A 24806-nucleotide genomic window follows, 5' to 3' on the forward strand; every position below is an offset into this window, starting at 1 on the left:
GGCCTTCCCGGCTTCCCCGGTCTCCCCGGCCTTCCCGGCCTTCCCGGCTTCCCCGGTCTCCCCGGCCTTCCCGGCTTCCCCGGTCTCCCCGGTCGCGCCCGTCTCCTCGCCCGCTCCGGCGCTGCCCACGACCTCCAGTCCGCCCGCCCGCAGGAACTCCGCGAAGCGGCCCGCCGCCGCGTCCGGACCGCTCACGCCCACCGCGACCCGCGTCGCCCCGATCTCCCGGGCCGCGTGCACGAAGGCGAAGGGGACGGAGGAGGCCGGCATCCCGGCGGCCCTGGCCAGGGCACGCAACTGCCGCTGGGCGCCCTCCCAGCCCTGCGCGATCCCCTCGTCCGCGCAGGCCCACACGACGGCCTCCGCGCCCGCCAGCCGCAGTTGCCCGACGCCCTCGGCCAGCCGCTCGGGCGTGTCCTCGCCGACCTCCGTGTGGGCCAGGTCCAGCCGGATGTCGCTGCCCAGGAGCTGCTCGATCCGGGGGTAGTCGTCCGCGGCCGAGTGGCCCGGGTAGAGGAATCCGAGTGCGGTCATGTCCAGCCTTCCTGCTGCTGCTCTTCTTCCGGCAGTACCCGGGTACCCAGCCGGCGCAGCGCACCGCCCGCAGCGTCACCTGTCCGGCGGTCCGCACGGCGTGTTGACGGCGGGGGGTTCGGCTGCGAGCGTGGTCGGCCCTCGGTCACGAAAGGGCACCGGATGGCCGTCGTCCCCACGCTCCTCGTCCTCGACGCCGATCCCCTCCCCCGCCTCGGCCGGCTCACGGGCCGGGTGCGCGTGCTGCACGCCGACGACGCCACGCTCGCCGCGCGGCTGCCCCGGGCCGATGTGCTGCTGGTGTGGGACACCGCCTCGGACGCGGTGCGCGCCGCCTGGCCGGGCGAGGGGCCGAGGCCGCGCTGGGTGCACACGGCGAGCGCGGGCGTGGACCGGGTGCTGTGCCCGGAGCTGACCGCGTCCGACACGGTGGTGACCAACGCGCGCGGGATCTTCGAGGAACCGGTCGCCGAGTACGTCGCCGCCCTGGTGCTGGCGATGGCGAAGGACCTGCCGCGCACCTGGCAGTCGCAGGGCCGGGGCGAGTGGCGGCCCCGGGAGACCCAGCGGGTGGCCGGCACCCGGGCCGTGGTCGTCGGGTCGGGCCCGGTCGGCCGGGCGGTCGTACGCGTCCTCAAGGCGCTCGGCCTGACCACCGCGCTCGTCGGCCGGGCCCCGCGCACCGGCATCCACGGCCCCGGGGACCTCGACCGGCTCCTCGCCCGCGCCGACTGGGTGATCGCGGCCGCCCCGCTCACCGCACAGACGTACGGCATGTTCGACGTCCGGCGCTTCGGTGTGATGCAGCCGTCGGCGCGCTTCGTGAACGTCGGCCGGGGCGCTCTGGTCGACGAGGACGCCCTCGTGCGGGCGTTGCGCAGCCGCTGGATCGCGGGCGCCGCCGTGGACGTCCTGGCCACCGAACCCCTGCCGTCCGACAGCCCGTTGTGGCAGGTCCCGGGCCTGCTGGTGTCCCCTCACATGGCCGGCGACACGGTCGGACGGCACGACGAGCTCGGCACTCAGTTCGTGGAGCTGTTCGAGCGCTGGGAGGCGGGCCGGCCGCTGCGGAACGTGGTCGACAAGGAGCGCGGATACGTCCCCGGCCGCTGACGGCCCGCACACTCCCCTCACAGAACGCCCCCGCATATCCGGCCCGGACCCGGGTAGCCGCGCCGCCATGGCTCGACCGACCAGACACTCCAGAAACCAGGCCCACGCACACCCCACCCGCCGATCGCTGCTCGCGGGGGTGGCGGCGCTCGGCGCGACGGGCGCGACGGCGGGCTGCTCCCGTGTGGCCACCGCCTCCGCCACGGACGGCGGCGACCTGCTCGACCGGCTCCGGGCGGCCGGTGTCGTCCGGCTCGGGATCGCCGGGGAGATCCCGTTCGGGTACATCGACCGGGACGGCCGGCTCACCGGCGAGGCGCCGGAGCTGGGACGGGCGATATTCAAGCGGCTCGGGGTGGACCGGGTGCAGCCCGTTCCCACCGAGTTCGGGTCGCTCATCCCGGGGCTGAATTCCCAGCAGTTCGACGTCGTGGCCGCCGGGATGTACGTCAATCCCGACCGCTGTGAGCAGGTGATCTTCGCCGACCCGGACTACCAGATGCTGGACGCGTTCATCGTCCGCAAGGGCAACCCGAAGGGGCTGCGCGACTACCGGGACGTCGTGGCGAAGAAGGCCCGGTTCGCGACCGGCACCGGGTACGCCGAGATCCAGTACGCCGTCGACGCGGGGTATCCCGAGGACGACATCCTGATCGTGCCGGACCAGGTCGCCGGGCTGAACGCCGTGGAGGCGGGGCGGGTCGACGTCTTCGCCGGGACCGCCCTCACCACCCGGGAGGTGGTCAGGAAGTCGGCGAAGGCCGAGTCGACGCGGCCTTTCCGGCCGCTCGTCGACGGGAAACCGCATGTCGACGGAGGCGCGTTCGCGTTCCGGCCCACCGAGACCCGGCTGCGGGACGCCTTCAACGCCGAGCTGCGGAAGCTCAGGAAGAGCGGCGAGCTGTTCCGGATCCTGCGGCCCTTCGGGTTCACCGAGGCCGAGATGACGGACCTGACCGCGAAGGAGCTGTGCGGCGGATGACCTCCGGACTCTGGGAACTCGTCCTCAGGGGGGTCTGGACGACCGTCCAACTCCTCGTGCTCAGTGCCCTGCTCGGGGCGGCCGTGGCCTTCGTGGCCGGGATCGCGCGCACCCACCGGCGGTGGCCCGTCCGCTTCCTCGCGGGCTTCTACACCGAGGTGTTCCGCGGGACCTCGGCCCTCGTGATGATCTTCTGGGTGTTCTTCGTGCTGCCTCCCGCCTTCGGCTGGCAGCTGGTGCCGCTGTGGGCGGGCACCCTGGCCCTCGGCCTGACCTACGGGGCGTACGGCGCGGAGATCGTGCGCGGCGCGCTGCTCGCCGTCGATCCGGCGCAGAACGAGGGCGGGATCGCGCTCGGCTTCTCACCCGGTCAGCGGATGCGGAAGATCCTGCTGCCGCAGGCGGTGCCGGAGATGATCCCGCCGTTCTCGAACCTGCTGGTCGAACTGCTCAAGGGCACCGCCCTGGTGTCGGTGATGGGCATGGGCGACCTGGCCTTCAGCGGCAACCTGGTGCGCCTCGCGCTCCAGGAGAGCGCGGAGATCTACACATACGTGCTGCTCATCTACTTCGTGATCGCGTTCGCGCTGACCCGGCTGATGCGCGGCCTCGAGCTCCGGCTGAAGGCGGGTGTCCGATGAACTGGGACTGGGGCGCCGTACGCGACTTCATGCCGCTGTTCCGGGACGGGCTGGCCGTCACGCTCCAGGCGCTGGTCCTCGGGTCGCTGATCTCGTTCACGCTGGGGCTGGTCTGGGCGCTGCTGATGCGGGCGCCGACCCGCTGGGTGCGGTGGCCGGTGGGGATCGTCACGGAGTTCGTCCGGGACACCCCGCTGCTGGTGCAGCTGTTCTTCCTCTTCTACGTGCTGCCGGAGTGGGGGCTGACCCTGTCCGCGATGACCACGGGGGTCGTGGCCATCGGGCTGCACTACTCGACGTACACGATGCAGGTCTACCGGGCCGGTATCGAGGCGGTGCCCGCCGGGCAGTGGGAGGCGGCGACCGCGCTGAACCTGCCGAGGACGCGGACCTGGCGTGCGGTGATCCTGCCGCAGGCGGTCCGCCGGGTGGTGCCTGCGCTCGGCAACTACGTCATCGCGATGCTCAAGGACACGCCGCTGCTGATGGCGATCACCGTGCTGGAGATGCTCGGCCGGGCGCGGCTCTTCTCCCAGCAGCACTTCCGGTTCACCGAGCCCCTCACGGTGATCGGCGTGGCCTTCATCGTCGTCTCCTCCCTCGCCTCCCTTCTTCTGCGCACCCTGGAGCGTCGCCTTGTCCGTTGAGTTCGCCAACGTCACGAAGCGGTTCGGGGACCATACGGTCCTCGACGGACTGGACTTCTCCGTCAAGCCGGGGAAGCACGTCACCCTCATCGGGCCGTCCGGGTCCGGGAAGACGACCATCCTGCGGATGCTGATGACCCTCACCGAGCCGGACGAGGGGACGATCACCGTGGACGGGGAGCGGCTGTTCCCGGCGTCGCAGCGGCAGGTCCGCGCGGTCCGGCGGAAGATCGGGATGGTGTTCCAGCAGTTCAACCTGTTCCCGAACATGAGCGTGCTCAGGAACCTCACCGAGGCACCGGTGACGGTGCTCGGGCTGTCGAGGGACGAGGCGGAGGCGCGGGCGCGCGAGCTGCTGGATCTCGTGGGGCTGGCCGACAAGTGCGACGCGCGGCCGTCCCGGCTGTCGGGCGGGCAGCAGCAGCGGGTGGCGATCGCGCGGGCGCTGGCGATGCGGCCGCAGGTGCTGCTGCTCGACGAGGTGACCTCGGCGCTCGACCCCGAGCTGGTCGCGGGGGTGCTGGATCTGCTCCGGGACATCGCCCGCAGCACCGACATCACGATGCTCTGTGTGACCCACGAGATGAATTTCGCCAGGGACATATCCGATCAAGTACTGATGTTCGATGCCGGGCGGATCGTGGAGTCGGGTTCGCCGGAGAAGATCTTCGGCGATCCGGAGCAGGAGCGGACACGGGAGTTCCTCGGCGCGGTGCTGTGAGAGTCCCAGCTCTCGACGACGGGTCATGACCTTGGCATATGCCAGCGGGTCGGTACCGCAGTTGAGAGGTCCGCCGGGGAACGGCGGCGGGAACGGTTTCTCGTCAACAACCCCTCCCCCCGGCCCCCTTGGCCGTTATCGTGGAGATGATTCGCCAGCCAGAATCACGGCCAGAATCACGGCCAGAAAGCGACCAGGGGGGAACCGTGGCGCTGCTGTGTTGTTCCGGGGGACACCCCCCGGACCCCCGGCCGAGCCTGCTCATGCCCTGCACCACGACGCGAGGTGGGTTGTCATGAGGGTCGAGCCGACCGCGCCGTACCACTCGGCCCAGGACGCCCTGCGGGTGCTGGAGACGGTGGCGCGGCACTCCGCCGGTGTCACCGACGCCGAGCTGGCACGCCAGACCGGCCTCGGCGCGGAGCGGCTGACCGCGCTGCTGCGCATGCTGCGCCGCGAGGGCTACGTCGAGCAGGTCGCCGACGGGGCCTATGTCACCGGTGCCGCGCTCGCCCGCCTGGGTTCCGCCGAGGGACGCCGACAGGCCCTGCGCGACAAGATCCAGCAGACCCTCGACCGGCTGCGCGACTCGATCGGCGCCGCCGTCTACGTCAGCCGGTACGTCGACGGCGAGGTCACCATCGACCAGTACGCCGCCGGCCCCGGCACCCCGGCCGTCAACGAGTGGTTCGACTTCCGCTCCGCCGCGCACGCCACCGCGCTCGGCAAGAGCCTCCTCGGCCAGCTCGACCACAACGGCCGGCGCGACCATCTGTCCCGGCACAAGATGGCCCGCCTCACCTCGCGCACCATCACCAGCGACAAGCTGCTGCTCTCCCGGCTGGAGGCCCAGCCGCCCACGGTCCCGGTGCTCGACCTCCAGGAGTACGCGGTGGGCACGGTCTGCGCGGCCGTCCCGATCACCGCCGGCTCCTCGGTGGGCTGCCTGGCCCTCTCCCTGCCCGTCGCCCACGCCCACCGCCTGCGCCAGGCCGCCGACGCCCTGAACAGGAACGCGACACCCGTCCTGCTCTCCCTGGCCATCTGAGGCCGGCCCGGGCATGGTCGGAAGCACCCCCGCGGACCAGGTAGTATTTTCTTTGTCGCCGGCCGCGTCACGCGGAAGGCGAGAGTCATGCGCCGCTAGCTCAGTTGGTTAGAGCAGCTGACTCTTAATCAGCGGGTCCGGGGTTCGAGTCCCTGGCGGCGCACCGATGAAGGGCCTCTCGTGGAAACGAGGGGCCCTTCGGCGTCCTCCCGGGTCAGCCTCCGATACGCCCGCTCCCCCGGCGGCCGCCACCACACCGGATCGGCGCACCGCACCCCTTCCCTCCGCAGCAGCGCCCGGTGGATCTTGTTCGTGGCCGTGACCGGCATCCGCTCCACCACCCGGACGAACCGGGGCGCCATCTTCGTCCCCAGGTCCGGCTGGGCGCCCAGGAACGCCGCGAAGCCCTCCGGTTCGAAGTCCCCGGCGAGCGCCGCCATCACCTGGTCCCCGGTGACCGGATCCGGCACCGCGTAGACGGCGACGGCGGCCGTCCCCTCGTACCGGGCGAGGATGTTCTCGATCATCGCGGCGGCCAGGTTCTCGCCGTCGACGCGGAGCCGGTCGTCGCCGCGGCCCGCGAAGTAGAGGTGGCCGGCACGGTCACGGTAGAAGAGGTCGCCCGTCCAGTACCAGCCGTCCCGCCGGCGCTCCGCCTCCGCCGCGGGATTGCGCCAGTAGCCCTCGAAGGGGTTCGGCGCCCGGTTCACCAGTTCCCCGATCGCCGCGTCCCCGTTCAGCAGCCGGCCCGCCGCGTCGAACTCGGCCGGCGGGCACTCGGCCCCCGTCTCCGGGTCGAGGACGACGAGACCGGGTGCCGCCCGGCCCACCGCCCCCACCGGCGTGCCCGGCGCCCACTGCACGGCCGCGCCGCCCTCCGAGGAGCCGTACCCCTCGACCAGTCGCACCCCGAACCGCCGCTCGAAGGCCGCCGCGTCCACCACCCCCGCCTCGGTCCCGAAGCCGAGCCGCAGCACGTGGTCCCGGTCGTACGGGCCGGGCTCGGTGGCGAGGACGTACTGGATCGCCCGGCCCACATAGGTGAAGTACGTCGCCCGGTAGCGCCGGACGTCCGCCAGGAACCCGGACGCCGAGAACCGTCGGCGCAGCGCCACCCCGGCGCCGGCGGCGAGGGCGGGCGCCCAGTCGGCGATCACGGCGTTGCCGTGGAACATCGGCATGCACACGTAGTGCACGTCGTCCGGGCGGACGGCGAACTGCCCGGCCAGCGAGCGCCCGGCGGCGGCCAGCCGGCCCTGGGTGCAGATCGCGGCCTTGGGGGCGCCGGTCGAGCCGGAGGTGAAGTAGAGCAGGAGACGGTCGGCGGGCGTGGCCCGGGACGGGTCGGGGCGGGCGTCCGCGTACCGGGCGAGGAGGGCGTCGTACTCCTCGCCGCCGATGGTCAGCAGACGGACCCCGGGCAGGTCGAGACCCCGCAGGAGCGGGAGGTGGGCGGGCTCGGTGACCAGGAGACGGCATTCGGTGTGCAGGATGTCCCGGGCCAGTTCGGGGCCCCGGCGGGTGGGGTTGACGCCGGCGACCGCCGCGCCCGCGAGCGCGGCGGCGGACAGCCACAGCGGGAACTCCGGGGTGTTGTCGAGCAGCACCCCGAGGTGCGGTGGCCCCTCCTCGGGCAGCAGGTCGGCCAGCAGGGCCGCGCGGGCGGCGGCCCCGGCCGCGATCTCGTGGTGGCTGAGGACCAGGTCCTCGTACCACAGCCCCGAACGGTGGTCGCCCCACCGCGCTGCCACCAGTTCCGCGACGGACTCCATGGCCGCGCACGATAGTTGACGGATCGTCAGATGTGGAGACCTGTGCCCTGGAGGGCTGGAGGGCTACGGCATGAAGGCGTCGTCGCCGGCCTCGGCGAAGATCAGGTGGGCGCCGACCATGAAGGCGACGCAGACCGCGATGAACAGGCAGAGGAAGAGCAGCAGGCATCCCGACTCCGCGAAGAGCCTCCCGTGCGCCGGCGGCTTGGCCGTGGCGCGGTCGGGGTGTTCCGCCGTGTAGTGGACGGTGACGATGTCACCCTCGAGGATCGTGCCCGGGCCGCCCTCCTCCTCGAAGCGGACGGCACGGCCGTCACGGGTGGTGAACTCGTAGACGTGGTGCAGGGTCGTGCTCACCATGGTGTCGCCGCCGCCACTGGTCGTCGTGTACGAGCGCAGGCAGCGCGCCTCGGCGGTCAGGCCGCTGCTCCAAGCCTGGCTGACCCGCCGGGAACGGTTGATCACCGTGAACACACCGAACAGCCCGCCGGCGATCATGATCGACGGCACGATGTAGAACAGAACTTCCATGGAATCCCCCGAGGCGCCCGTACCGGACCCGAACGGCCGGCGTACGGGGAACGTACCCGCCCCGCCTGTGACTTCGTCTCAAGGGAAGCTCAGAAGTCGGACACCCCAGGGGAGTTGTGGGACCCGCCGTGGACGCCGCGCGGGGGATGGCCCGGCGCAGCGCCCACGGGGGCTGTCCGCACGGGGTCAGAACGTGACGTCCGAGCAGGCGTAGAACGCGTTCACCGTGTCGGCGATCGTCCACACCGCGAGGATCATGTGCCGGCCGCTGAGCCCGGACGGCAGGGTGCCGCTGTGCGACAGGGTGGCCGGGGGCCGCTGACCGCCGTAGGGGACGGTCAGGAACGGGGTGAGGTTGAGGTCGGAGCGGGCCAGGTTGTGGTTCTGGTTCCAGCCCTGTTTGGTCACGTAGTACTTGAAGTCGGTGGTGGCGTGCATGGCGGTGAACTGCCAGCGGAACGTGTAGCTCTGACCACCGGTCACCCTGGCGGCCGGCCACGCCGCGCCCGACGGGGTCTTGGGACGGTCGAGTTGGGCGAAGCGGGTGTTGTTCGCGGAACAGAGCTGTCCGTCGGCCGCGCCGGACGCCGGGAAGCCCTTGGGGCCCTCGACGCTCTGCGGCTCCCACTGGATGTCGCCGCAGTTGGTGACGGTGCCGTTCTGGCAGAGCTTCTGCCTGCTGATGGGCAGGTCGGTGTAGCCGTGACTGCTGGCGCCGCCGGACGAGAGCGCGAAGGCTCCGGTGGTGGCGAGGCCGAGCACGGCGGCATAGAGCTTGGTCCTTGTGCGCATGCTGCCGCTCCTGGAGAACGTGGGGAGTTCTGTGAGCCGTGCAGGTCTAGACCAAGTCTGAGATTAGGGCCGTTCCTTGAACATGTCCATACCAATCGCGGGGGGATTGCGGCGCCTGTTCCCAGATCGCGTCGCCTTCTCCCCCGCTACGGCGCCTGCTCGCCGCGTGCCGAGCAGAAGGCGACGGTCAGATCCTTCACCAGCGCCTTGCGCTCGTAGTCGTCGAGTTCCACGAGCCCCCGCATGGTCAGCCGGGTCACCGTGTCCTCCACCGAGTCGACGACCGAGGTCAGCACGGTCGCCCGGTGCTGGGCGTCGAGCGCGGCGATCCGGCGGCGGTGCATCGCGGCCGCGACCTCCGGGGCGTACTCCACCCGCAGCGGCTGCACCGCGTACACCTCCAGGCCGATCGCGCCGGCGTCCCGCGCGACCCGCCGGGTCAGGGCCTCACCCGCCGCGTCGACCGAACCCCGCCCCGAGCCCGGCGCCTCCACCGGGATCCGGGCCAGCGCCGCCTCCACGCACTCGCGCAGATACGTCTCGTGGTCCTCGACCCCGAGCGTCGCCCGCGCGGTGTCCCGCACCCGCCACACCACCAGCGCGACGACCCGCAGCGCGACCCCGCTCCCGTCGGCCGCCGCCATCGGCTCACTGCGCCAGTGCCGCAGCCGGACGTCGACCCGGCGGCGCAGCAGCAGCGGGTTGACCCAGAGCAGGCCGGTGCGGCGCACGGTCCCCCGGTAGCGGCCGAACAAGCCGAGCACCCAGGCCCGCCCGGTCCGGCCGCGCGCCAGACCGCCGAGGCCGACCATACCCAGGGTGCCGGCGCCCGTGTACGCGGCCCACTGCACCGGGCCGAGCCCGGCGCCGGCCAGCTCCGGGAGCCGCAGCGCCTCCACCGCGAGCGGGGGCAGCACCCCGGCCCACCACGAGGTGGCCAGACACCCCGCCGCCCCGCAGACCCCGGCCAGCACCCCCACCGCGCCGGGCAGCACCCGGGCCCGCCGCTCCACCAGCCCGGGGTCGACCTCCGCCACGGGCCGATGCTGCACGAGCCCCGGCCGCCGCAGCCTCGGCTGCTCCCCCGTCCCGGCCCGGCTCCCCACCACGGCGGGCCCCATCGCCACGGACCGCGGCTCGACCTCGTCCCGGAACAGCAGATGAACAGGAATCTCGGTGGTCGCCTCGTTCTGGATGAGCCGGGGGGTGGGGCGGGAGGGGGGGACTTCACGGGACGGGGTGGACGGTTCCGGCGGGGCAGGCGGCTCCGCCGGGGCGGACGGTTCTGCCGGGGCGGACAGTTCCACCGGAGCGGAGACGGGGGTGTGAGGCTCAGCGGTCGCGAGGGGTGTGCCCACCGCGGCGGGCCCGAACGGGACGCCGGTGGACGAGGCTTCCGGGGCGGGTTCCGGGGCGGGGTGCTCGGCGGTCGTGAGAGGGGTGCTCACCTGGCCTGGCCTCGTCGCCTCGCCGGCGGGCGAACCGGTCGGCGTGCCCGGCGGAGCGGGATGCTTCTCCTCGGTGGCGGGTGGGGCGAGGCCGTCGGTCGTCTCGGGCTGGGGTGGCCGCTCCGCCGTTTCTCCGGACGCCCGGGCCGGGGCCGGGGCTCCGGTCGTGCCGTCCGCCGTGTCGGGACCGTCCGGGTGTCCCGCCGTTCCCTCCGGCTCGGGGATGTGTGAGGTGGTCGTGTTCATTGCGTGCCTCCAGCCTCCGCGCCAGATACGCCATGGCGGTGAAGTGAACGAGGTGCCGTGCCCGTGCCCGTACCGTGGCCCGGTGTACCCGTGTGTCGGGTTGTTCAGGAGAAGAGGCGCCGCCAGGTCTCCGGTCCCGGGTAGCCGTCCGCCGCGCCGCCCCGCCAGCCCTGGGCGCGCTGGAACGCCTCGACGGCACGCCGGTCCGCCTCGCCCCAGCGCGGCCCCGGACCCGTCGCATAGGACCTGCCGAACCCTTTCTTCACCAGCTGCCTCCCCAACTGGGTGACGTACGCGTTCTGCGCGCCGGGCCGGAACAGGGCCCTGCCCGGGTAGGCGGGAACGACGCCCGGCACCGGGGAGGAGGCGGGCAGGCCACCGGCCCCCGGCACACCCCCGGAACCCGTACTGGTCCCGGCCCCCGACCCGGTACCGGTCGTGGGCGGCTGCGCCGCCGGGATGTCCTTGCCCTCACCGGTGACCAGCAGGGACCAGGTCCGCGGCCCCGGCACCCCGTCGGCGTCGGCGCCCCGCCACCCCTGCGCCTGCTGGAACGCCTGGGTGGCCCGCAGGTCGGCGTCCGACCAGCGCGGGCCGGGCCCCGTGGCGTAGAAGCGTGCGCCGCCACGCCCGACGAGGAGCCGGCCGAGCCGGGTGACGTACGCGTTGTCGGCGCCCGGGCCGAAGTACGCCGGTCCGGGATACGGCGTCGCGACACCCGCACCCGCACCCGCATGCGTAGCCGCGACCACAACCGCACCACCCGTAGTCGTGGCCGTCCCCGCACCGGCCCCCGCCGCCCCGTTCGTGGCGCTGCCGACGGCCGTGATCCCCTTGTAGCGGTAGGGAACGTAGCGGTCGGAATCGCTCCAGTAGGCGTACGGCGTGGCCTGACGGCGGGCGGTCGGGCGGGTCTGCTCGTAGGCGATGTAGTGGGTGTGGGTGTAGTCCGTCCAGCCGCCGAAAAGGACGACGTGCGAGCCTTTCTGCGGGTCGTCCGGATTGTGGAACAGCAGAATGTCGCCGGGCTGGAGTTCCTCCTTGGAAATACGCGTTCCGTACGGTCCGAGGCTGCCCGTCCACTCGTTCCCGGGCAGGCTCCAGGCCATCGAGACGAACCCGGAACAGTCCTGCCGGTAACCGTCGGACCAATACGTCGTCATGCTGTACGGCACCCGCGCCGCGACCCATTCCTTGGCCCGCCGGATGATCTCCGCCCGGGTCGTCGCGGGCGTCGTCACCGGCCCCGCCGGTCGGGCCGGCCGCCCGCTCGGGCCGTGCAGCGGGGCCTTGGTCCCCTGCGGGGTCTCGGGCTCTTCACCTGCGGGAACACCGGGCCGGGCGGGTGTGTGCGGGGCGGCGAGGGCGGCTACGGCGTGACCGGCGCCGAGGGCCGCCGCGGTCGCCGTGGCGACGACGAGGGTGCGGTGGGCGGCCGGGTGACCGACGATCGGGCCCGTCCCGGCACGGGTCCCCACCCGTCGCCAGTGGACGCATCCGGGGCAGTCGCAGTCACTCGCGGGATCGAATTCTTCGAATACCGGAGTATCCATGCGATTCCCCTCACACTCCAGATGGAAATGTCCGCGGCTGCGCACCTTCGTCAGTTTCTCAACTGTCTTCGCGGCGCGCATGCTGACGGTCCGAATGATGTACGCCGCCGCCCGCGCCGCCCGGCCGCCCGCTCCGGTGGTCGGGGGCACCCCCGGAGGTCATGTAGAGTTGTCGGCGTCAGCAGGCGCCGCTAGCTCAGTTGGTTAGAGCAGCTGACTCTTAATCAGCGGGTCCGGGGTTCGAGTCCCTGGCGGCGCACAGACGGTGAAAGGCCCCTCGCGGAAGCGAGGGGCCTTTCGCATGCTGTCCAACAGGGCTACGCCCGTTCTACAGTTCGCATCACAGCCTCCCGCGCCGGTCGCCGGGCTACTCCCGCAGCCCTGCGCGCGCGGTCGAGGACCGGCCCGGTCGGCGGTTTCGAGGGAGCGGGCCGCCGCCCGGGCCAGGTCAGGGAAGGGCACGAACGGTTCCGGCACCGGGACCGGGTCCGGGTCCAGGTCCAGGTCCAGGTCCAGGTCCGCAACCAGTACCGGCGGTCACACCCCGGTACCCGTCAGATACGCCGACACGATCACGTTCGCCGTATAGCTGCGGCTGGCCCGGTCGAAGGTGCCGCCGCAGGTGATCAGCCGCAGCTCGGCACGGCCCGGCCGGCGCGTTCCGTAGGCCTGCTCGGCGTCGAAGCGGTCGCGCTGGACGACCTCGACGCCGTCCACGGTGAACTCGGCGATCTTCCCGTCGTCGCGGGCCACCCGGATCGTCTCGCCGGCCCGCATGGTGCTGAGCTTGTAGAACACGGCGGGCCTGGTCTCGGTGTCGACGTGCCCGACCATCAGCGCGGTGCCCGGCGCGCCGGGTTTCGCGCCGGCCGCGTACCAGCCGACGACGCCCGCCTGGTCGTAGGGCGGCGGGTCGATCCCGCCCCGGGTGTCCAGACCGCGGGCGACCACCGGCGCCTGGACGCCCAGCTCGGGTATGTCGATGCGCTGCGGCAGCGCCTGCGCCAGCGGCGTCGCGGCGGGCGGCAGCTCGGCGTCGCCCGGGCGGCCCACCGCGGCCACGTCACCCGTGGTCGGAGCGGAGCCGCCCTGCTGTCCGTCGGTCACCTCCCGCCCCCACAGCCACAGCCCGAACAGCAGCAGGGCCCAGGCCACGCAGGTGAGGAGGCGACCGGAGGAGCGTTCGCGGTCGTCGGACACGGCTCAGCCCGCCCTGCGGCTCCGGCGGCGGACGCTCCGGAACGTGACGACGGCTGCGGCGACGCCCGCCAGGACCAGTCCGGTGACCGCCTGGGCGGCCCCGGGGCCGTCCGCCGCCCGCGTCTCGCCGGCGGCGAGCGGTGCGGTGCCGCCGCCGCCCGCGTGCACGGGGGCGATCGGGGTGGTGGGGGACGTCGGCTCGTACGGCAGCGCCGGGTCGATCGACCGCTGGTCGATCAACCGCTGCGGCGCGACGACCTCGATCCGGCCCTTCACCTGGAAGTCGACGCAGGTGATCTTCACGTCGTAGGTGCCGGCCTCCATCGAGGAGCGGACCTGGGTCTCGCCGACGAGCGTGCCGCCGGCGCCGACGAGACGGGCGTCCGCGACGAACGCCTCCGACACCGCGGTGGCCGTGCTGCCCGCGCAGCCGGTGACCCGCAGGGCGACCTCGGCGCCGGCGACCGGGGCCGAGGGCGTCAGCGTGACGCTTCTGCCGCCGTCGCCCTCCCCCATCGCGGACGCCGTCGGGATGAGCACCGCGGCAAGGGCCGCGGCACCCGCACACAGGGTTACCTTCAGTGAACTCATCGTGAACCTCCAGCTCTCTGGAGGTTCCCCCGGGAGGACCCACCGCGCATCCTCAAGCGGGGTTCCACTACTCCGTACGGGTTATGTCGCGGTCACGACGGGTTTCGGATCCGGCCGTCTCGCATGGGGTCCGCCTCGGGTGCGGTCGATCTCAGATGGAATCCGCCTCAGACGCGGTCCACGAGGTCCGCGATCGAGTCGACGACCTTCGACGGGCGGTACGGGAAGTTCTCCACCTGCTCGGGCCGGGTCAGGCCGGTGAGCACCAGGAACGTCTGCATGCCGGCCTCCATGCCCGCGAGGACGTCGGTGTCCATGCGGTCACCGATCATCGCGCTGGTCTCGGAGTGGGCTCCGATGGTGTTCAGCCCGGTGCGCATCATCAGCGGGTTGGGCTTGCCCGCGAAGTACGGCTGCTTGCCGGTCGCCTTGGTGATCAGCGCGGCGACGGCCCCGGTGGCCGGGAGCGGGCCCTCGGTGGAGGGGCCGGTCTCGTCCGGGTTGGTGCAGATGAACCGGGCACCGTCGTTGATCAGCCGGACCGCCTTGGTCATGGCCTCGAAGGAGTACGTGCGGGTCTCGCCGAGGACGACGTAGTCCGGCTCGTGATCGGTGAGGATGTAGCCGATGTCGTGCAGCGCGGTGGTCAGACCGGCCTCGCCGATGACGTACGCCGTGCCACCGGGCCGCTGGTCGTCCAGGAACTGGGCGGTGGCCAGCGCCGAGGTCCAGATGTTGTCGATCGGCACGTCCAGGCCCATGCGGCGGAGCCGGGCGTGCAGGTCGCGCGGGGTGTAGATCGAGTTGTTGGTGAGCACCAGGAACGGCTTGCCCGAGTCGCGCAGCTTCTTCAGGAAGGCGTCGGCGCCGGGGATCGGGACGCCCTCGTGGATGAGCACACCGTCCATGTCGGTGAGCCACGACTCGATGGGCCTGCGGTCTGCCATGTGCGGGATCTCCTGCCGTACGCATGTACGCGGTGGGGCGTCGGCTCCAGACTAGCCACAGGCCCGATCTTGAGGGAATGCCCCGATTCGGGGCGTCCACCTGCTGGGGCTGGGGGCCTCAGCGGCGTCGGCGGATCCGGGCGAGGACCGCGCCCGCGGCGAGGAGGACGGCGGCGGCCGCGGCGAGCACGGCGAGCGCGGCAGTGGAGAGGGGACCGGTGCTGGCGAGTTCCTCGGCGATGCCGGTCGTAGGGGCCGTGCCGGTGGGCTCGGGCGTCCCGGTCGTCCGCTTGCCGGGCGTCCCGGTCGGCGTGGGGGTGAGGCCGGGTGGTGGCAGGGCGGAGGCCGAGGTGTCGGAGGCCGAGGTGTCGGGGGCCGAGGTGTCAGGGGCCGAGGTGTCAGGGGCGGGATCGGAGGCGGAATCCTCGTCGGGTGCGGATGCGGTGCCGGACCCGAGGTCGGATTCGGGGTCGGATTCGGGGTCGGATCCGGGGTCGGATTCGGGGTCGGATCCGGTGTCCTGGTGAGGGTCGGATCCGCGATCCGCGCCCGTGTCGACCGCGAAGCGGTAGTCGTTCGACTGCCCGACCCACTCGCCGTCGTCGCCGTGCCGCTGGACGACGGCCGCGTTGGCGGTGATGTCGTTGGGCGCGGTGTCGGAGGTGAGCGCGAGGCGCAGCCGGACGGTGAGGGTCCGGCCGGGGCCGACGGTGAAGCCGGGGAAGTCGGGGAGGCCGGGAGTGCCGTCGGCGGACGCCTCGGGGCCGTCCGTGAAGGCGCCGACCAGTTCGTCCTCGTCCGTGAGTTCGAAGCGGACGGGGTGGGGGCGGCCGTCGGCGTAGAACTCCAGGTGGGGCTGGGAGGGCTTCAGCTCGCGGTGGTCGTCGACCAGGACGACGACCGGGTGGATGCCGGTACAGGTGCCCCGGGTGGTGTTGGTGAGGTCGAGGTACCAGGTGCCGTAGCCGCCGCCGGCCCGGTAGGCGCCGGGGCCGCCGTGGAGGCGGGTGGTGAGGGGGAAGGCGCCGTTGTCCGCGCCGGCGCAGCGGGGACCGGCGCCGTCGGCCGCGCCGGCCGTGGTGGGCGCGGTGAGGAGGACGGCGGCTGCGGCAAGGCAGAGGGGGACGGGCGTGCACAGTCGCATGGACACATGAGCCTGTGGGAGCGGGTGCGCGACGGGGCGACGCCACGCCGTATGACCATATGATTCCGCCCGATCGGCGTAGCGGCCGTCGCTCGGGCCGTACGGCGGGAAGCATCGCGGGCCGAACGGCCAACCGTCACGCCGGCCGCACACCGGGCGTATCCCCGAGGTCCCCGGGCGTATCCCCGAGGTCCCCGGGCGTATCCCCGAGGTCCCCGGCCGTACCGCCGCCCCCCCTCACCACAGGCGTGACCCCCTCACCACAGGCCCGCCCCGCCTCAGCCGTCCCCCCGTCCGAACACCGGCCCCAGCAGCAGGTGCGCGGCGCCCTCCGCGACCCCGCTCGCCCCCGCGGCGGCGAGCCGTACGGGTACCGGGCCCTCCTGGGCGCCCTCGCGGTGGGCGCGCGCGGTGAGGACTGCGGCGACCCCCTGGACGAAGGGTTCGGGGGCGGCCACGATGGTGCGGCCGCCGAGCAGCACGAGGTCGATGTCGAGCAGCCCGGCCAGGTTCGCGGCGCCCTCGCCGAGCACCCGGGCCGCCTCGCCGACGTCCCCCCGGTCCATGGCCGCCAGGCACAGCGCCTCGACGCAGCCCCGGTTCCCGCACGGGCAGGGCGGCCCGTCCAGCTGGATGACCTGGTGGCCGAACTCCCCGGCCCCGGTCCTGGCCCCCCGGTGCACGCTCCCGCCCAGCACCAGTCCGGCGCCGAGGCCCGTACCGAGGTGGAGGTAGGCGAAGGAGCCGCGCTCGCCGGCGACGGCGAGGCCGAGGGCGGCGGCGTTGGTGTCCTTGTCGACGACGACGGGCACGCCGAGCCGGGCGGCGAGGGCGTCCCGCAGCGGGAAGCCGTCCCACGCGGGGAAACCGGTGACCCGGTGCAGCACGCCGTGGGTGTGGTCGAGAGGGCCGGGCAGGGCCACGCCGACGCCGAGGAGGGAGGCGCCCGCCGCCCGGCCCAGCGTCCCGGCCTCCCGTACGACCGCCGCCAGCACCGCCTCCGCGCCGGCTCCCAGGTCCAGCGGCACGCGCCGCTCCCCGACCACGGTTCCGTCGAGGTCGGCCAGCACCGCCCGCAGTTCGTCCCGGTCGAGGTGGACCCCGACCGCGTGTCCGGCCTCGGGGACCAGCCTGAGGACCGTGCGCGGCTTGCCGCCGGTGGACGCGCGATGGCCCGCCTCCGCGGCGAACCCCTCCTCCCGCAGCCGTGCGGTGATCTTGCTGACGGCCTGCGGGGTCAGCCGGGTGCGTTCGGCGAGTTCGAGGCGGCTGATGCCGTCCGGACCGGCCGAGCGCAGCAGGTCCAGCACCAGCGCGGCGTTGTGGCTGCGCAGGGCCGGCAGGTTCGCACCGGTCGGGCGGCCGCCCCCGTTCGTCCTGTTCACGCCCTCATTTTCTCTCCCCTGCTTGCACTTTGGCAACAGCGTTGCGAAAGTGGATGCCATGACTGGTACTCCCCTCCGCGTGGGCCTGGTCGGCTACGGCCTCGCCGGCTCCGTCTTCCACGCCCCGCTGATCGCCGCCACCGAGGGCCTCGCCCTCGACACGGTGGTCACCTCGAACCCCGAGCGGCAGGAACAGGCCCGCGCCGAGTTCCCGGACGTACGCGTCACCGGCGGAACCGACGACCTCCTCGCCCGCGGTGATGACGAGCTGGACCTGCTCGTCATCGCCTCCCCGAACCGGACGCACGTCCCGCTGGCGACCGCCGCCCTGAAGGCCGGCCTGCCGGTCGTCGTCGACAAGCCGATCGCCGGCACCGCCGCCGAGGCCCGTGAGCTGGCGGCCCTCGCCGAGGAGCGCGGCCTGCTCCTCTCCGTCTTCCAGAACCGCCGCTGGGACAACGACTTCCTGACCCTGCGCCGGCTCGTCGCCGACGGCGAGCTGGGCGACGTACTGCGCTTCGAGTCCCGCTTCGAGCGGTGGCGGCCGCAGCCGAAGGGCGGCTGGCGCGAGTCCGGCGACCCGGCAGAGATCGGAGGTCTGCTGTACGACCTCGGCAGTCACCTCGTCGACCAGGCGCTGGTGCTGTTCGGCCCGGCCGTCTCGGTGTACGCCGAGGCGGACGTGCGCCGGCCCGGCGCGGAGACCGACGACGACACCTTCATCGCGGTCACGCACGCGAACGGCGTCCGCTCCCATCTCTACGCCTCCGCGACGACGGCTCAGCTCGGCCCGCGCTTCCGGGTGCTCGGCTCGAAGGCCGGCTTCGTGAAGTACGGCCTCGACCCCCAGGAGGCGGCCCTGCGCGAGGGCGAGCGCCCGGGTCCCGGCTGGGGCACGGAACCGGAGGAGCTGTGGGGCCGCCTCGGCGCCGGCGAATCCCCGCTGACCGGCGGCGGAACGCCCGTTCAGACCCTCCCCGGCGACTACCCGGCCTACTACGCTGCGGTGGCCAAGGCACTGATCGACGGCGGCCCGAACCCGGTGACCGCCCTCGAGGCGGCCGCCGCCCTCGATGTCCTGGAGGCGGCCCGCCGTTCGGCACGAGACGGAGTGGTGGTGACGCTGTAATGGGCACCCACGAGCTGACCCCGAAGTTCACCCCGGAGATCACCCCGACCCTGGAGGAGCTCCAGGCACAGGAACGGCGGCTGGTCTTCCGCCAGTTCACCTTCGACGACGCGTGGGCGCTCGGCTCACTCCTCGTGGAGCTGGCGCGGGAGCGGCAGGCGCCGGTCGCCATCGACATCCACCGCGCCGGCCAGCAGCTCTTCCACGCGGCGCTGCCGGGTTCCGCCCCCGACAACGACGCGTGGATCGCCCGCAAGCGCAAGGTGGTGGAGCGCTTCGGCGCCTCCTCCTACCTGGTGGGCTCCCGCGCCCGCGCGAAGGGCACGACGTTCGAGGAGTCCTCCCGCCTGGACCCCGACACGTACGCGGCCCATGGGGGTTCGTTCCCGATCACCGTGGAGGGCGTCGGGGTCGTGGGCGCGGTGACGGTGTCGGGGCTGCCGCAGCTGGACGACCACCGGTTCGTGGTGGAGGCGCTGGAGCAGTTCCTGGAGAAGTACCTGGACTGACGCGCCCTTCAGGGGCGCGGGGAACTGCGCGACCACCGGCCACGGACGGCCCGCAGCGGACCAGCCACCACCGCAGTCCCCCGCCCCCGAAGCGGAGCGTCTGCACGTCCTTGAACTCCTGCCGCTGACGCGCCTCCAGGGGCGCGGGGAACTGCGCGACCACCGGCCACGGACGACCCACAGCCGACCAGCCACCACCACAGTCCCCCGCCCCCGAAGCAGAACGCCCACGCGTCCTCAAACTCCTGCCCCTGACGCACCCCCCAGGGGCGCGGGGAACTGCGCGACCACCGGCCACGGACGACCCACAGCCGACCAGCCACCACCACAGTCCCCCGCCCCCGAAGCAGAACGCCCACGCGTCCTCAAACTCCTGCCCCTGACGCACCCCCCAGGGGCGCGGGGAACCGCGCGACCACCGGCCACGGACGACCCGCAGCCGACCAGCCACCACCGCAGTCCCCCGCCCCCGTAGCGGAGCGCCTACGCGTCCTTGAACTCCTGCCGCTGACGCCCGAGTCCCGCGATCTCCAGCTCCACCACATCCCCCGCCCGCAGGAAGGGCTTCGGCTCCGGCGCCCCCAGCGCCACCCCGGCCGGCGTCCCGGTGTTGATGACGTCCCCGGGATACAGCGTCATGAACTGGCTGACGTACCGGACGACTTCCCCGACCGGGAAGATCTGCTCCGCCGTCGTCCCGTCCTGCTTCAGCTCACCGTTGACCCAGAGCCTGAGGGAGAGGTCCTGCGGGTCGGCGACCTCGTCCGCCGTCACCAGCCACGGCCCCAGCGGGTTGAACGTCTCGCAGTTCTTCCCCTTGTCCCAGGTCCCGCCCCGCTCGATCTGGAACTCCCGCTCGGACACGTCGTGCGCGACGGCGTACCCGGCGACATGGGCGAGCGCCGCCTCGGCCGACTCCAGATAGCGGGCCGTGCGCCCGACGACGACCGCCAGCTCCACCTCCCAGTCGGTCTTGACGGACCCGCGCGGGACCAGCACGGTGTCGTGCGGCCCGACGACCGTGTCCGCCGCCTTGAAGAAGATGACGGGCTCGGCGGGCGGCTCGGCCCCGGTCTCCCGGGCGTGGTCGTGGTAGTTCAGCCCGATGCACACGATCTTGCCGATCCGCCCCAGCGGCGGGCCGATCCGCAGCCCGGCCGGGTCGAGCACTGGCAGCTCACCGGACTCCCCGGCCGAGCGGACCCGGCGCAGCGCCACGTCGTCCGCGAGCAGCGCGCCGTCGATGTCGTCCACGACACCCGACAGATCCCGCAGGTTGCCGTCGCCGTCGAGCAGCGCCGGCCGCTCCGCTCCCGCCGTACCGACTCGCAGCAGCTTCATGATCACAGTCTCCCTAGATCGCGGGGCGCCCGCCGACGGGTGCAGCCATCGGAGGACTGGTCGATCCTCCAAGCTGGGCGGACACTCCGCAAGACCCGGTTCACGTACTGGACCGTCTGTACAGGACCGTCACCGGTAGAGGGCCGCGCGCTCGACGGCGGTCCAGGTCGTGCTGGTGACGACGTACAGCGCGGCGGCCAGCGGGACGACGGCCACGGTGATCAGCGTGAAGAACGACATGAACGGCATGACCTTGGTGAGGGCGGCGACACCGGGCACGTCCTGGCCGCCGCTCTCGGGCAGCGGCATCGGCGTCCGCTTGGCGCGCGCGTAGTTGAAGGAGGCGACGGCGGCGACCAGGGCGAAGAGCACGAGGTAGACGAGCCCGGCGCCGCCGAACAGCCCGTCCCCGGCGAGCGCGTCGGTCCAGCGGTCGCCGAGGGGCGCGGCGAACAGCCGGTGGTCGAGCAGCTCGTTCCTCGCGCCGCCGATCGAGGAGCTGGAGAAGAGGTGGTAGAGCACGAAGAACGCGGGGAGCTGGAACAGGCTGGGCAGACAGCCGGACAGCGGTGACACCTTTTCCTCGGCGTGCAGTTCCAGTACGGCCTTCTGGAGCCGCTCGGGGTGCTTGGCGTGCTTCTTGCGCAGCTCGGCGATCCTCGGCTGCAACGCCGTACGGGCCTTCTGGCCGCGGGCGGCCGCCCGGGAGAGGGGGTGGACGAGGAGGCGTACGAGCGCGGTGAACAGGACGATCGCGGCGGCCGCGGCGGACGCGCCGAACAGCGGGTGGAGCAGGTCGGCGAGGTGGTCGACCAGGTCAGCGAAGACGGACATGGGTGAGGAGCCCTCCGGGGGTCTCGTCGTGCCGGGATGGGTGCCGGGGTGTTCCGGGCATGGCGGCAGGACGACCCGCGCGGGGTCACGGTGTCGGGAATGAGGCCCTACGCGGTGGTCGTCGCGAGGGCGTGGCCGGGCGCCCGGGGGCGGGGCCGGCCGGAGGCGTCCGGGTCGCGTTGCGGCAGGAAGGCCGTACGGCGGGCGCGGTCCCTGATGGCCGTCCGCACCCGGGTGGGCGGTACGGCGGGGGCGCTGCGCGCGGCGACGAGGGAGCAGACCGCGAGGGCGGAGGAGGCCGCGGCGGTGGCGGCGAGGGCTACGGCGGCGGAGAGGCTGCCGGAGTCCAGGAGCAGGACGTCGAGGACGAGGAGGAGAAGGAGGGGCGGGGCGGCGCGGCGCGTGGAGAACCGGGGCGTGGAGAACCAGCGCGTGGAGAACCGGCTGTGCGGCACCTCGTCTCCTTCCCGTTCCTGCCGGACTGTTCCTGCCGGACTGTTCCTGCCGGACCTTCTCCGGACTCTCTCCGGGCTTCTCCGGACTTTGTTCCTTCGCCGGTTATACCTGACCGGTCTCGATCGGTTCCAGGAGGCGCTTGGGCCGCAGCAGGGCGCGGCTGACCGGATCGGCCGGGTCGGGGTCGAGCCCCGGGCCCGGCACCATGAGGACGTCCGGGACGGGCACGATGGTTCCACAGGCGGGGCACTCGCCGTACGGGCCGAGTTCGGTGCCGCAGCCGACATGCCGGAAGATCCGCAGCTTGGCCTCGCCGAAGTGCTCCCGGCCCCACAGGCCGAGCGAGCGCAGGGTGGGCCACAGGGCGATGCCGCGGTCGGTGACGACGTACTCGTCGCGCGGCGGGGACTGCTGGTAGCGGCGCTTCTCCAGGATGCCCTCGGCGGTGAGCGCCTGGAGGCGGGCGGCCAGGACGGCGCGCGGGATGCCGAGGTGGACGAGGAAGTCGTTGTAGCGCCGGACGCCGTAGAGCGCGTCGCGTACGACGAGCAGGGTCCAGCGTTCGCCGACGACCTCCAGTGCCCGGGCGATCGAGCACTCCTGTGTCGCGTAGTCCTTGCCGAGTGCCATGCGGTCCACTGTAACCACTTTCACCGTGGTCGGTTCAATCATCGAACCTATGGTGCTACCGTTTCTCGGCATGAGTAGGTTCACTGAACGAACTTTCACGCCCGAGCCGCGTGCGGTGGCGGCCCCGCCGGTCGTCCGCCCCGGCGCCACCCTCGCCGTGACGAGCGCCGCCACCGCCCTCGCTCTGATGACGTACACCGCGCCGATGGTCACGCTCGCCGACACCGCCGCCGAGCTGCACACCCCGCTGTCCGCCCAGGCCTGGCTGCTCAACGGCACCCCGCTGGGCCTGGCCGCCGTCCTGCTGGTGGCCGGCAGCCTGGCCGACGACCACGGCCGCCGCCGGGTCTTCGTGTGGGGCACGCTCGCCCTCGCCCTCACCACCCTGCTCGGCGGGTTCGCGACGACGACCTGGCAGTTCACCCTGGCCCGGGTCGCGCAGGGCGCGTCCAGCGCGGCCCTGCTCGCCAGCAGCCTGGGCCTGCTCGTGCACGCCTTCCCCACTCCGCGCGGCCGGCTGCGGGCGACCGGGGTGTGGGGCGCGTTCGTCAGCGGCGGCATCGCGGTGAGCCCGGTGCTCAGCGGCGCCCTGCCCGACTGGCGGCTGGTGTACGCCGTGCTGGGCGTCGCCACCCTGCTGGTCGCGGCCCTCGCGCCGCGCGTCCTGGCGGAGTCCCGCTCACCGCGCGGCGGCCGGCCCGACCTGCTCGGCGCGGCGACCTTCGGGGCGGCGACGGTCGCCCTGATCGCGGCACTCACCCTGGGCCGGGACGGCTGGCTGCGGGCGCCGGTCGGACTGCTCCTCGTCGCGGCGATCGCCCTGCTGGCCGCCTTCGCGGCCGTGGAGCGCAGAACGGCCACCCCGATGATCGACCTCGCGCTGCTGCGCCGGCCCGACTTCCTGGCGTCCTCGATCGGCGGACTGGTGACGGGGCTCGCGGTGATCGGCCTGTTCAGCTTCCTGCCGACGGTGCTCCAGCGCACGCTCGGCCTGTCCCCCATGGACACGGCCTGGCTGTTCCTCCTCTGGTCCGGCCTCTCCTTCGTCGTCGCCCTCCAGGCCCGCCGCCTCGCCGGCCGCGTCCCGCCCCGCGCCCAGCTCGCCCTCGGCTTCGCCCTCCACGCGGCGGGCGTCCTCGCCCTCCTGGGCGCGGTGGACGCCGGCTCCTGGCAGCGCATGCTGCCCGGCTTCGTCGTCGCCGGCATCGGCAGCGGCCTGCTGAACGCCGCGCTGCCGCTGCTCGCGGTGGAGTCGGTACCGGCGGCGCGGGCGGCCATGGGTTCGGGGGCGCAGCAGACCCTGCGGTACGTGGGCTCCTGCGCGGGCGTGGCCCTCACGATCGCCCTCGCGACGGGGTCGGGCGGCCTCGCCCAGGGGGCCGACGTGGCGATGGTGGTGTCGGCGGTGCTGGCCGTGGCCGGGGCCGTGGGAGTGGTGGGGGTCCGGGGCGTCCGACGGTGAGCCGGGGCCTCCGTCGGACAGGCCCTAGATCGCCGACGGACCCCCGGTCCGGCTGCCCGGCGGCCGGGACGCCGTGAACGAACTCGGCGGATGCGTCTCCTTCGACACGGGCGGACCGGACGGCTTCGACACGGGCGGACCGGACGGCGGCGCCGTCTTCCGGGTCTGGACTGGACCAGAGTGCCCTCCGGGACACCGGATCCCGTGCTCGCGCTGACCACGCCGAGCGCGGCGGAGGCCGTCCGGGCGTTGTTGCGGCCGCTGCGGGATCCGTCACGCGTGCCATGAGGCCGCAACCGCGATCACCGTCCGGACGCTCTCCATCCACATGTACATGTGCACGCTCGGGATCACGGAGCGCGCCGGACTGCTCGTCCGGCAGCTCGCACGCTTCGGCTGGGTGCAGGCGCGCTGCTGCGCGTTCGCCGTCGCGCTGTTCGGCGGGATGGCCGTGTCGAAGCTGCTCCCGCCCCTGCCGGTGGCCCGCTACGACCTGCTGCTGGTCTACGGCGTCCTGCTCACCGCCGTCGGCTACCTGCTGGGCTGGGAGACGCGGCGGGAGGTCGCCGTCGTGGCCGCCTGCCATGTGCTGGGGCTCGCCTTCGAGGTGGTGAAGGTGCACGTCGGCTCCTGGATCTACCCCGAGCCGGGCCTGGCCAAGATCGCGGGAGTACCGCTGTACGGCGGCTTCATGTACGCGGCCGTCGGCAGTTACGTCTGCCGCTCCTGGCGGCTGCTCGACCTCTCCCTGACCGGCTACCGCCCGCGCGCCACCGCCGCGCTGGCCGTCGGCCTCTACGTCAACTTCCTCAGCCACCACTGGCTGCCGGACCTGCGGCTGCCGCTCGGCGCGCTGCTGCTGGTCGCGACGGCGGGAACCTGGGGGTACTTCACGGTCGGCGAGCTGCGCCACCGTATGCCGCTGGCGCTCGCGTTCGCGCTGATCGGCTTCTTCCTCTGGGTGGCCGAGAACATCGCCACCTATCTCGGGGGCTGGACCTACCCGTACCAGCTGAACGGCTGGGAGCCGGTCTCCGTGTCCAAGTGGGTCTCCTGGGCCCTGCTGATCAGCGTCACCTTCGTGATCTGCGGCGCCCGCCGCACCACGGCCGCCTCCGAGACCGGATAGGCGCGCGCGGGCCGGCCGCCC

At 73.1% G+C, this 24806-nt stretch carries 25 protein-coding genes and 2 tRNA genes; 12 read left to right on the plus strand and 15 right to left on the minus strand.

Annotation, left to right across the window (positions count from 1 at the left end):
* Positions 1–534: aspartate racemase/maleate isomerase family protein (locus ACZ6D7_RS02695; protein ID WP_469482627.1), on the minus strand; the 534-nt coding region annotated here is incomplete at its 3' end.
* 162 nt (positions 535–696) lie between these two features.
* On the opposite strand from ACZ6D7_RS02695, the gene ACZ6D7_RS02700 reads away from it, so the two are divergent.
* The 7 genes from ACZ6D7_RS02700 (at position 697) to ACZ6D7_RS02730 (ending at position 5849) form a co-directional block, all read left to right on the plus strand.
* Positions 697–1647: a D-2-hydroxyacid dehydrogenase gene (locus tag ACZ6D7_RS02700; RefSeq protein WP_469482628.1), complete on the plus strand. Its 951-nt coding sequence runs from the start codon at positions 697–699 to the stop codon at positions 1645–1647.
* Between the two features lie 67 nt (positions 1648–1714).
* On the plus strand, positions 1715–2629 hold the full coding sequence (gene ehuB / locus ACZ6D7_RS02705) for an ectoine/hydroxyectoine ABC transporter substrate-binding protein EhuB (RefSeq protein ID WP_469482631.1): 915 nt from the start codon (positions 1715–1717) through the stop codon (positions 2627–2629).
* On the plus strand, positions 2626–3270 hold the full coding sequence (gene ehuC / locus ACZ6D7_RS02710) for an ectoine/hydroxyectoine ABC transporter permease subunit EhuC (RefSeq protein ID WP_469482633.1): 645 nt from the start codon (positions 2626–2628) through the stop codon (positions 3268–3270). The genes ehuB and ehuC overlap by 4 nt, the downstream gene beginning before the upstream one ends.
* Complete coding sequence (gene ehuD / locus ACZ6D7_RS02715; protein ID WP_469482635.1) at positions 3267–3917, plus strand: ectoine/hydroxyectoine ABC transporter permease subunit EhuD; 651 nt, start codon at positions 3267–3269, stop codon at positions 3915–3917. Before ehuC ends, ehuD begins: the two co-directional genes overlap by 4 nt.
* Positions 3907–4638: an ectoine/hydroxyectoine ABC transporter ATP-binding protein EhuA gene (gene ehuA, locus ACZ6D7_RS02720; protein WP_469482637.1), complete on the plus strand. Its 732-nt coding sequence runs from the start codon at positions 3907–3909 to the stop codon at positions 4636–4638. The genes ehuD and ehuA overlap by 11 nt, the downstream gene beginning before the upstream one ends.
* A 295-nt stretch (positions 4639–4933) precedes the next feature.
* A complete protein-coding gene (locus ACZ6D7_RS02725; protein ID WP_469482639.1) occupies positions 4934–5686 on the plus strand; it encodes an IclR family transcriptional regulator in 753 nt (250 codons plus the stop codon).
* Between the two features lie 89 nt (positions 5687–5775).
* A tRNA-Lys gene (locus ACZ6D7_RS02730) sits at positions 5776–5849 on the plus strand.
* Here the strand turns inward: ACZ6D7_RS02730 and ACZ6D7_RS02735 are convergent.
* The 5 genes from ACZ6D7_RS02735 to ACZ6D7_RS02755 all read right to left on the minus strand — a co-directional run bounded on the left by ACZ6D7_RS02735 (position 5815) and on the right by ACZ6D7_RS02755 (position 12028).
* Positions 5815–7458, minus strand: coding sequence for an AMP-binding protein (locus tag ACZ6D7_RS02735; RefSeq protein WP_469482641.1), 1644 nt, complete (start codon positions 7456–7458; stop codon positions 5815–5817). The two genes, ACZ6D7_RS02730 and ACZ6D7_RS02735, sit on opposite strands and share 35 nt — an antisense overlap.
* 63 nt (positions 7459–7521) lie before the next feature.
* Complete coding sequence (locus ACZ6D7_RS02740; RefSeq protein WP_469482643.1) at positions 7522–7989, minus strand: DUF3592 domain-containing protein; 468 nt, start codon at positions 7987–7989, stop codon at positions 7522–7524.
* A gap of 186 nt (positions 7990–8175) precedes the next feature.
* Positions 8176–8781, minus strand: coding sequence for a lytic polysaccharide monooxygenase auxiliary activity family 9 protein (locus ACZ6D7_RS02745; RefSeq protein WP_469482645.1), 606 nt, complete (start codon positions 8779–8781; stop codon positions 8176–8178).
* Between the two features lie 146 nt (positions 8782–8927).
* Positions 8928–9977: an SPFH domain-containing protein gene (locus ACZ6D7_RS02750; protein ID WP_469483004.1), complete on the minus strand. Its 1050-nt coding sequence runs from the start codon at positions 9975–9977 to the stop codon at positions 8928–8930.
* 602 nt (positions 9978–10579) lie between these two features.
* The gene (locus ACZ6D7_RS02755; protein WP_469482647.1) at positions 10580–12028 is read right to left on the minus strand and encodes a peptidoglycan-binding protein; all 1449 of its coding nucleotides are present in this window, start codon (positions 12026–12028) and stop codon (positions 10580–10582) included.
* A gap of 185 nt (positions 12029–12213) precedes the next feature.
* Here ACZ6D7_RS02755 and ACZ6D7_RS02760 point away from each other — a divergent pair.
* A tRNA-Lys gene (locus ACZ6D7_RS02760) sits at positions 12214–12287 on the plus strand.
* 278 nt (positions 12288–12565) lie between these two features.
* Here the strand turns inward: ACZ6D7_RS02760 and ACZ6D7_RS02765 are convergent.
* From ACZ6D7_RS02765 to ACZ6D7_RS02785, 5 genes are all read right to left on the minus strand, one after another.
* Positions 12566–13228 carry a class F sortase gene (locus tag ACZ6D7_RS02765; RefSeq protein ID WP_469482649.1) on the minus strand — a complete coding sequence of 221 codons (663 nt, stop codon included), beginning with the start codon at positions 13226–13228 and terminating at the stop codon, positions 12566–12568.
* A gap of 3 nt (positions 13229–13231) precedes the next feature.
* The gene (locus ACZ6D7_RS02770; RefSeq protein WP_469482651.1) at positions 13232–13819 is read right to left on the minus strand and encodes a hypothetical protein; all 588 of its coding nucleotides are present in this window, start codon (positions 13817–13819) and stop codon (positions 13232–13234) included.
* 167 nt (positions 13820–13986) lie between these two features.
* Complete coding sequence (locus ACZ6D7_RS02775; RefSeq protein ID WP_469482653.1) at positions 13987–14766, minus strand: HAD-IIA family hydrolase; 780 nt, start codon at positions 14764–14766, stop codon at positions 13987–13989.
* A gap of 118 nt (positions 14767–14884) precedes the next feature.
* Complete coding sequence (locus tag ACZ6D7_RS02780) at positions 14885–15910, minus strand: hypothetical protein (RefSeq protein WP_469482655.1); 1026 nt, start codon at positions 15908–15910, stop codon at positions 14885–14887.
* A 278-nt stretch (positions 15911–16188) separates the two neighbouring features.
* Positions 16189–17295 carry an ROK family transcriptional regulator gene (locus ACZ6D7_RS02785; protein ID WP_469482657.1) on the minus strand — a complete coding sequence of 369 codons (1107 nt, stop codon included), beginning with the start codon at positions 17293–17295 and terminating at the stop codon, positions 16189–16191.
* 58 nt (positions 17296–17353) lie between these two features.
* Here ACZ6D7_RS02785 and ACZ6D7_RS02790 point away from each other — a divergent pair, with 58 nt between their 5' ends.
* Together ACZ6D7_RS02790 and ACZ6D7_RS02795 are read left to right on the plus strand one after the other, a co-directional pair.
* The gene (locus ACZ6D7_RS02790; protein ID WP_469482658.1) at positions 17354–18424 is read left to right on the plus strand and encodes a Gfo/Idh/MocA family protein; all 1071 of its coding nucleotides are present in this window, start codon (positions 17354–17356) and stop codon (positions 18422–18424) included.
* Positions 18424–18933 (plus strand): heme-degrading domain-containing protein, encoded by a 510-nt coding sequence (locus ACZ6D7_RS02795; RefSeq protein ID WP_469482660.1) that lies wholly within the window; start codon positions 18424–18426, stop codon positions 18931–18933. Before ACZ6D7_RS02790 ends, ACZ6D7_RS02795 begins: the two co-directional genes overlap by 1 nt.
* Before the next feature lie 483 nt (positions 18934–19416).
* Here the strand turns inward: ACZ6D7_RS02795 and ACZ6D7_RS02800 are convergent, their stop codons facing one another.
* From ACZ6D7_RS02800 to ACZ6D7_RS02815, 4 genes are all read right to left on the minus strand, one after another.
* Positions 19417–20274 carry a fumarylacetoacetate hydrolase family protein gene (locus tag ACZ6D7_RS02800; RefSeq protein ID WP_469482662.1) on the minus strand — a complete coding sequence of 286 codons (858 nt, stop codon included), beginning with the start codon at positions 20272–20274 and terminating at the stop codon, positions 19417–19419.
* A gap of 129 nt (positions 20275–20403) precedes the next feature.
* Positions 20404–21108, minus strand: coding sequence for a YidC/Oxa1 family membrane protein insertase (locus ACZ6D7_RS02805; RefSeq protein WP_469482664.1), 705 nt, complete (start codon positions 21106–21108; stop codon positions 20404–20406).
* A 107-nt stretch (positions 21109–21215) separates the two neighbouring features.
* On the minus strand, positions 21216–21563 hold the full coding sequence (locus ACZ6D7_RS02810; RefSeq protein ID WP_469482666.1) for a DUF6412 domain-containing protein: 348 nt from the start codon (positions 21561–21563) through the stop codon (positions 21216–21218).
* A gap of 103 nt (positions 21564–21666) precedes the next feature.
* The gene (locus ACZ6D7_RS02815) at positions 21667–22194 is read right to left on the minus strand and encodes a winged helix-turn-helix transcriptional regulator (RefSeq protein ID WP_469482668.1); all 528 of its coding nucleotides are present in this window, start codon (positions 22192–22194) and stop codon (positions 21667–21669) included.
* A 70-nt stretch (positions 22195–22264) separates the two neighbouring features.
* On the opposite strand from ACZ6D7_RS02815, the gene ACZ6D7_RS02820 reads away from it, so the two are divergent.
* Both ACZ6D7_RS02820 and ACZ6D7_RS02825 read left to right on the plus strand, forming a co-directional pair.
* Positions 22265–23656: an MFS transporter gene (locus ACZ6D7_RS02820; protein ID WP_469482670.1), complete on the plus strand. Its 1392-nt coding sequence runs from the start codon at positions 22265–22267 to the stop codon at positions 23654–23656.
* Positions 23657–23984: 328 nt separating this feature from the next.
* Entirely contained in the window at positions 23985–24785 is an 801-nt protein-coding gene (locus ACZ6D7_RS02825; protein WP_469482672.1) for a DUF817 domain-containing protein, read from the plus strand.
* Positions 24786–24806: the final 21 nt, after the last annotated feature.

It is taken from the genome of Streptomyces sp. NPDC041784, from assembly GCF_055591025.1.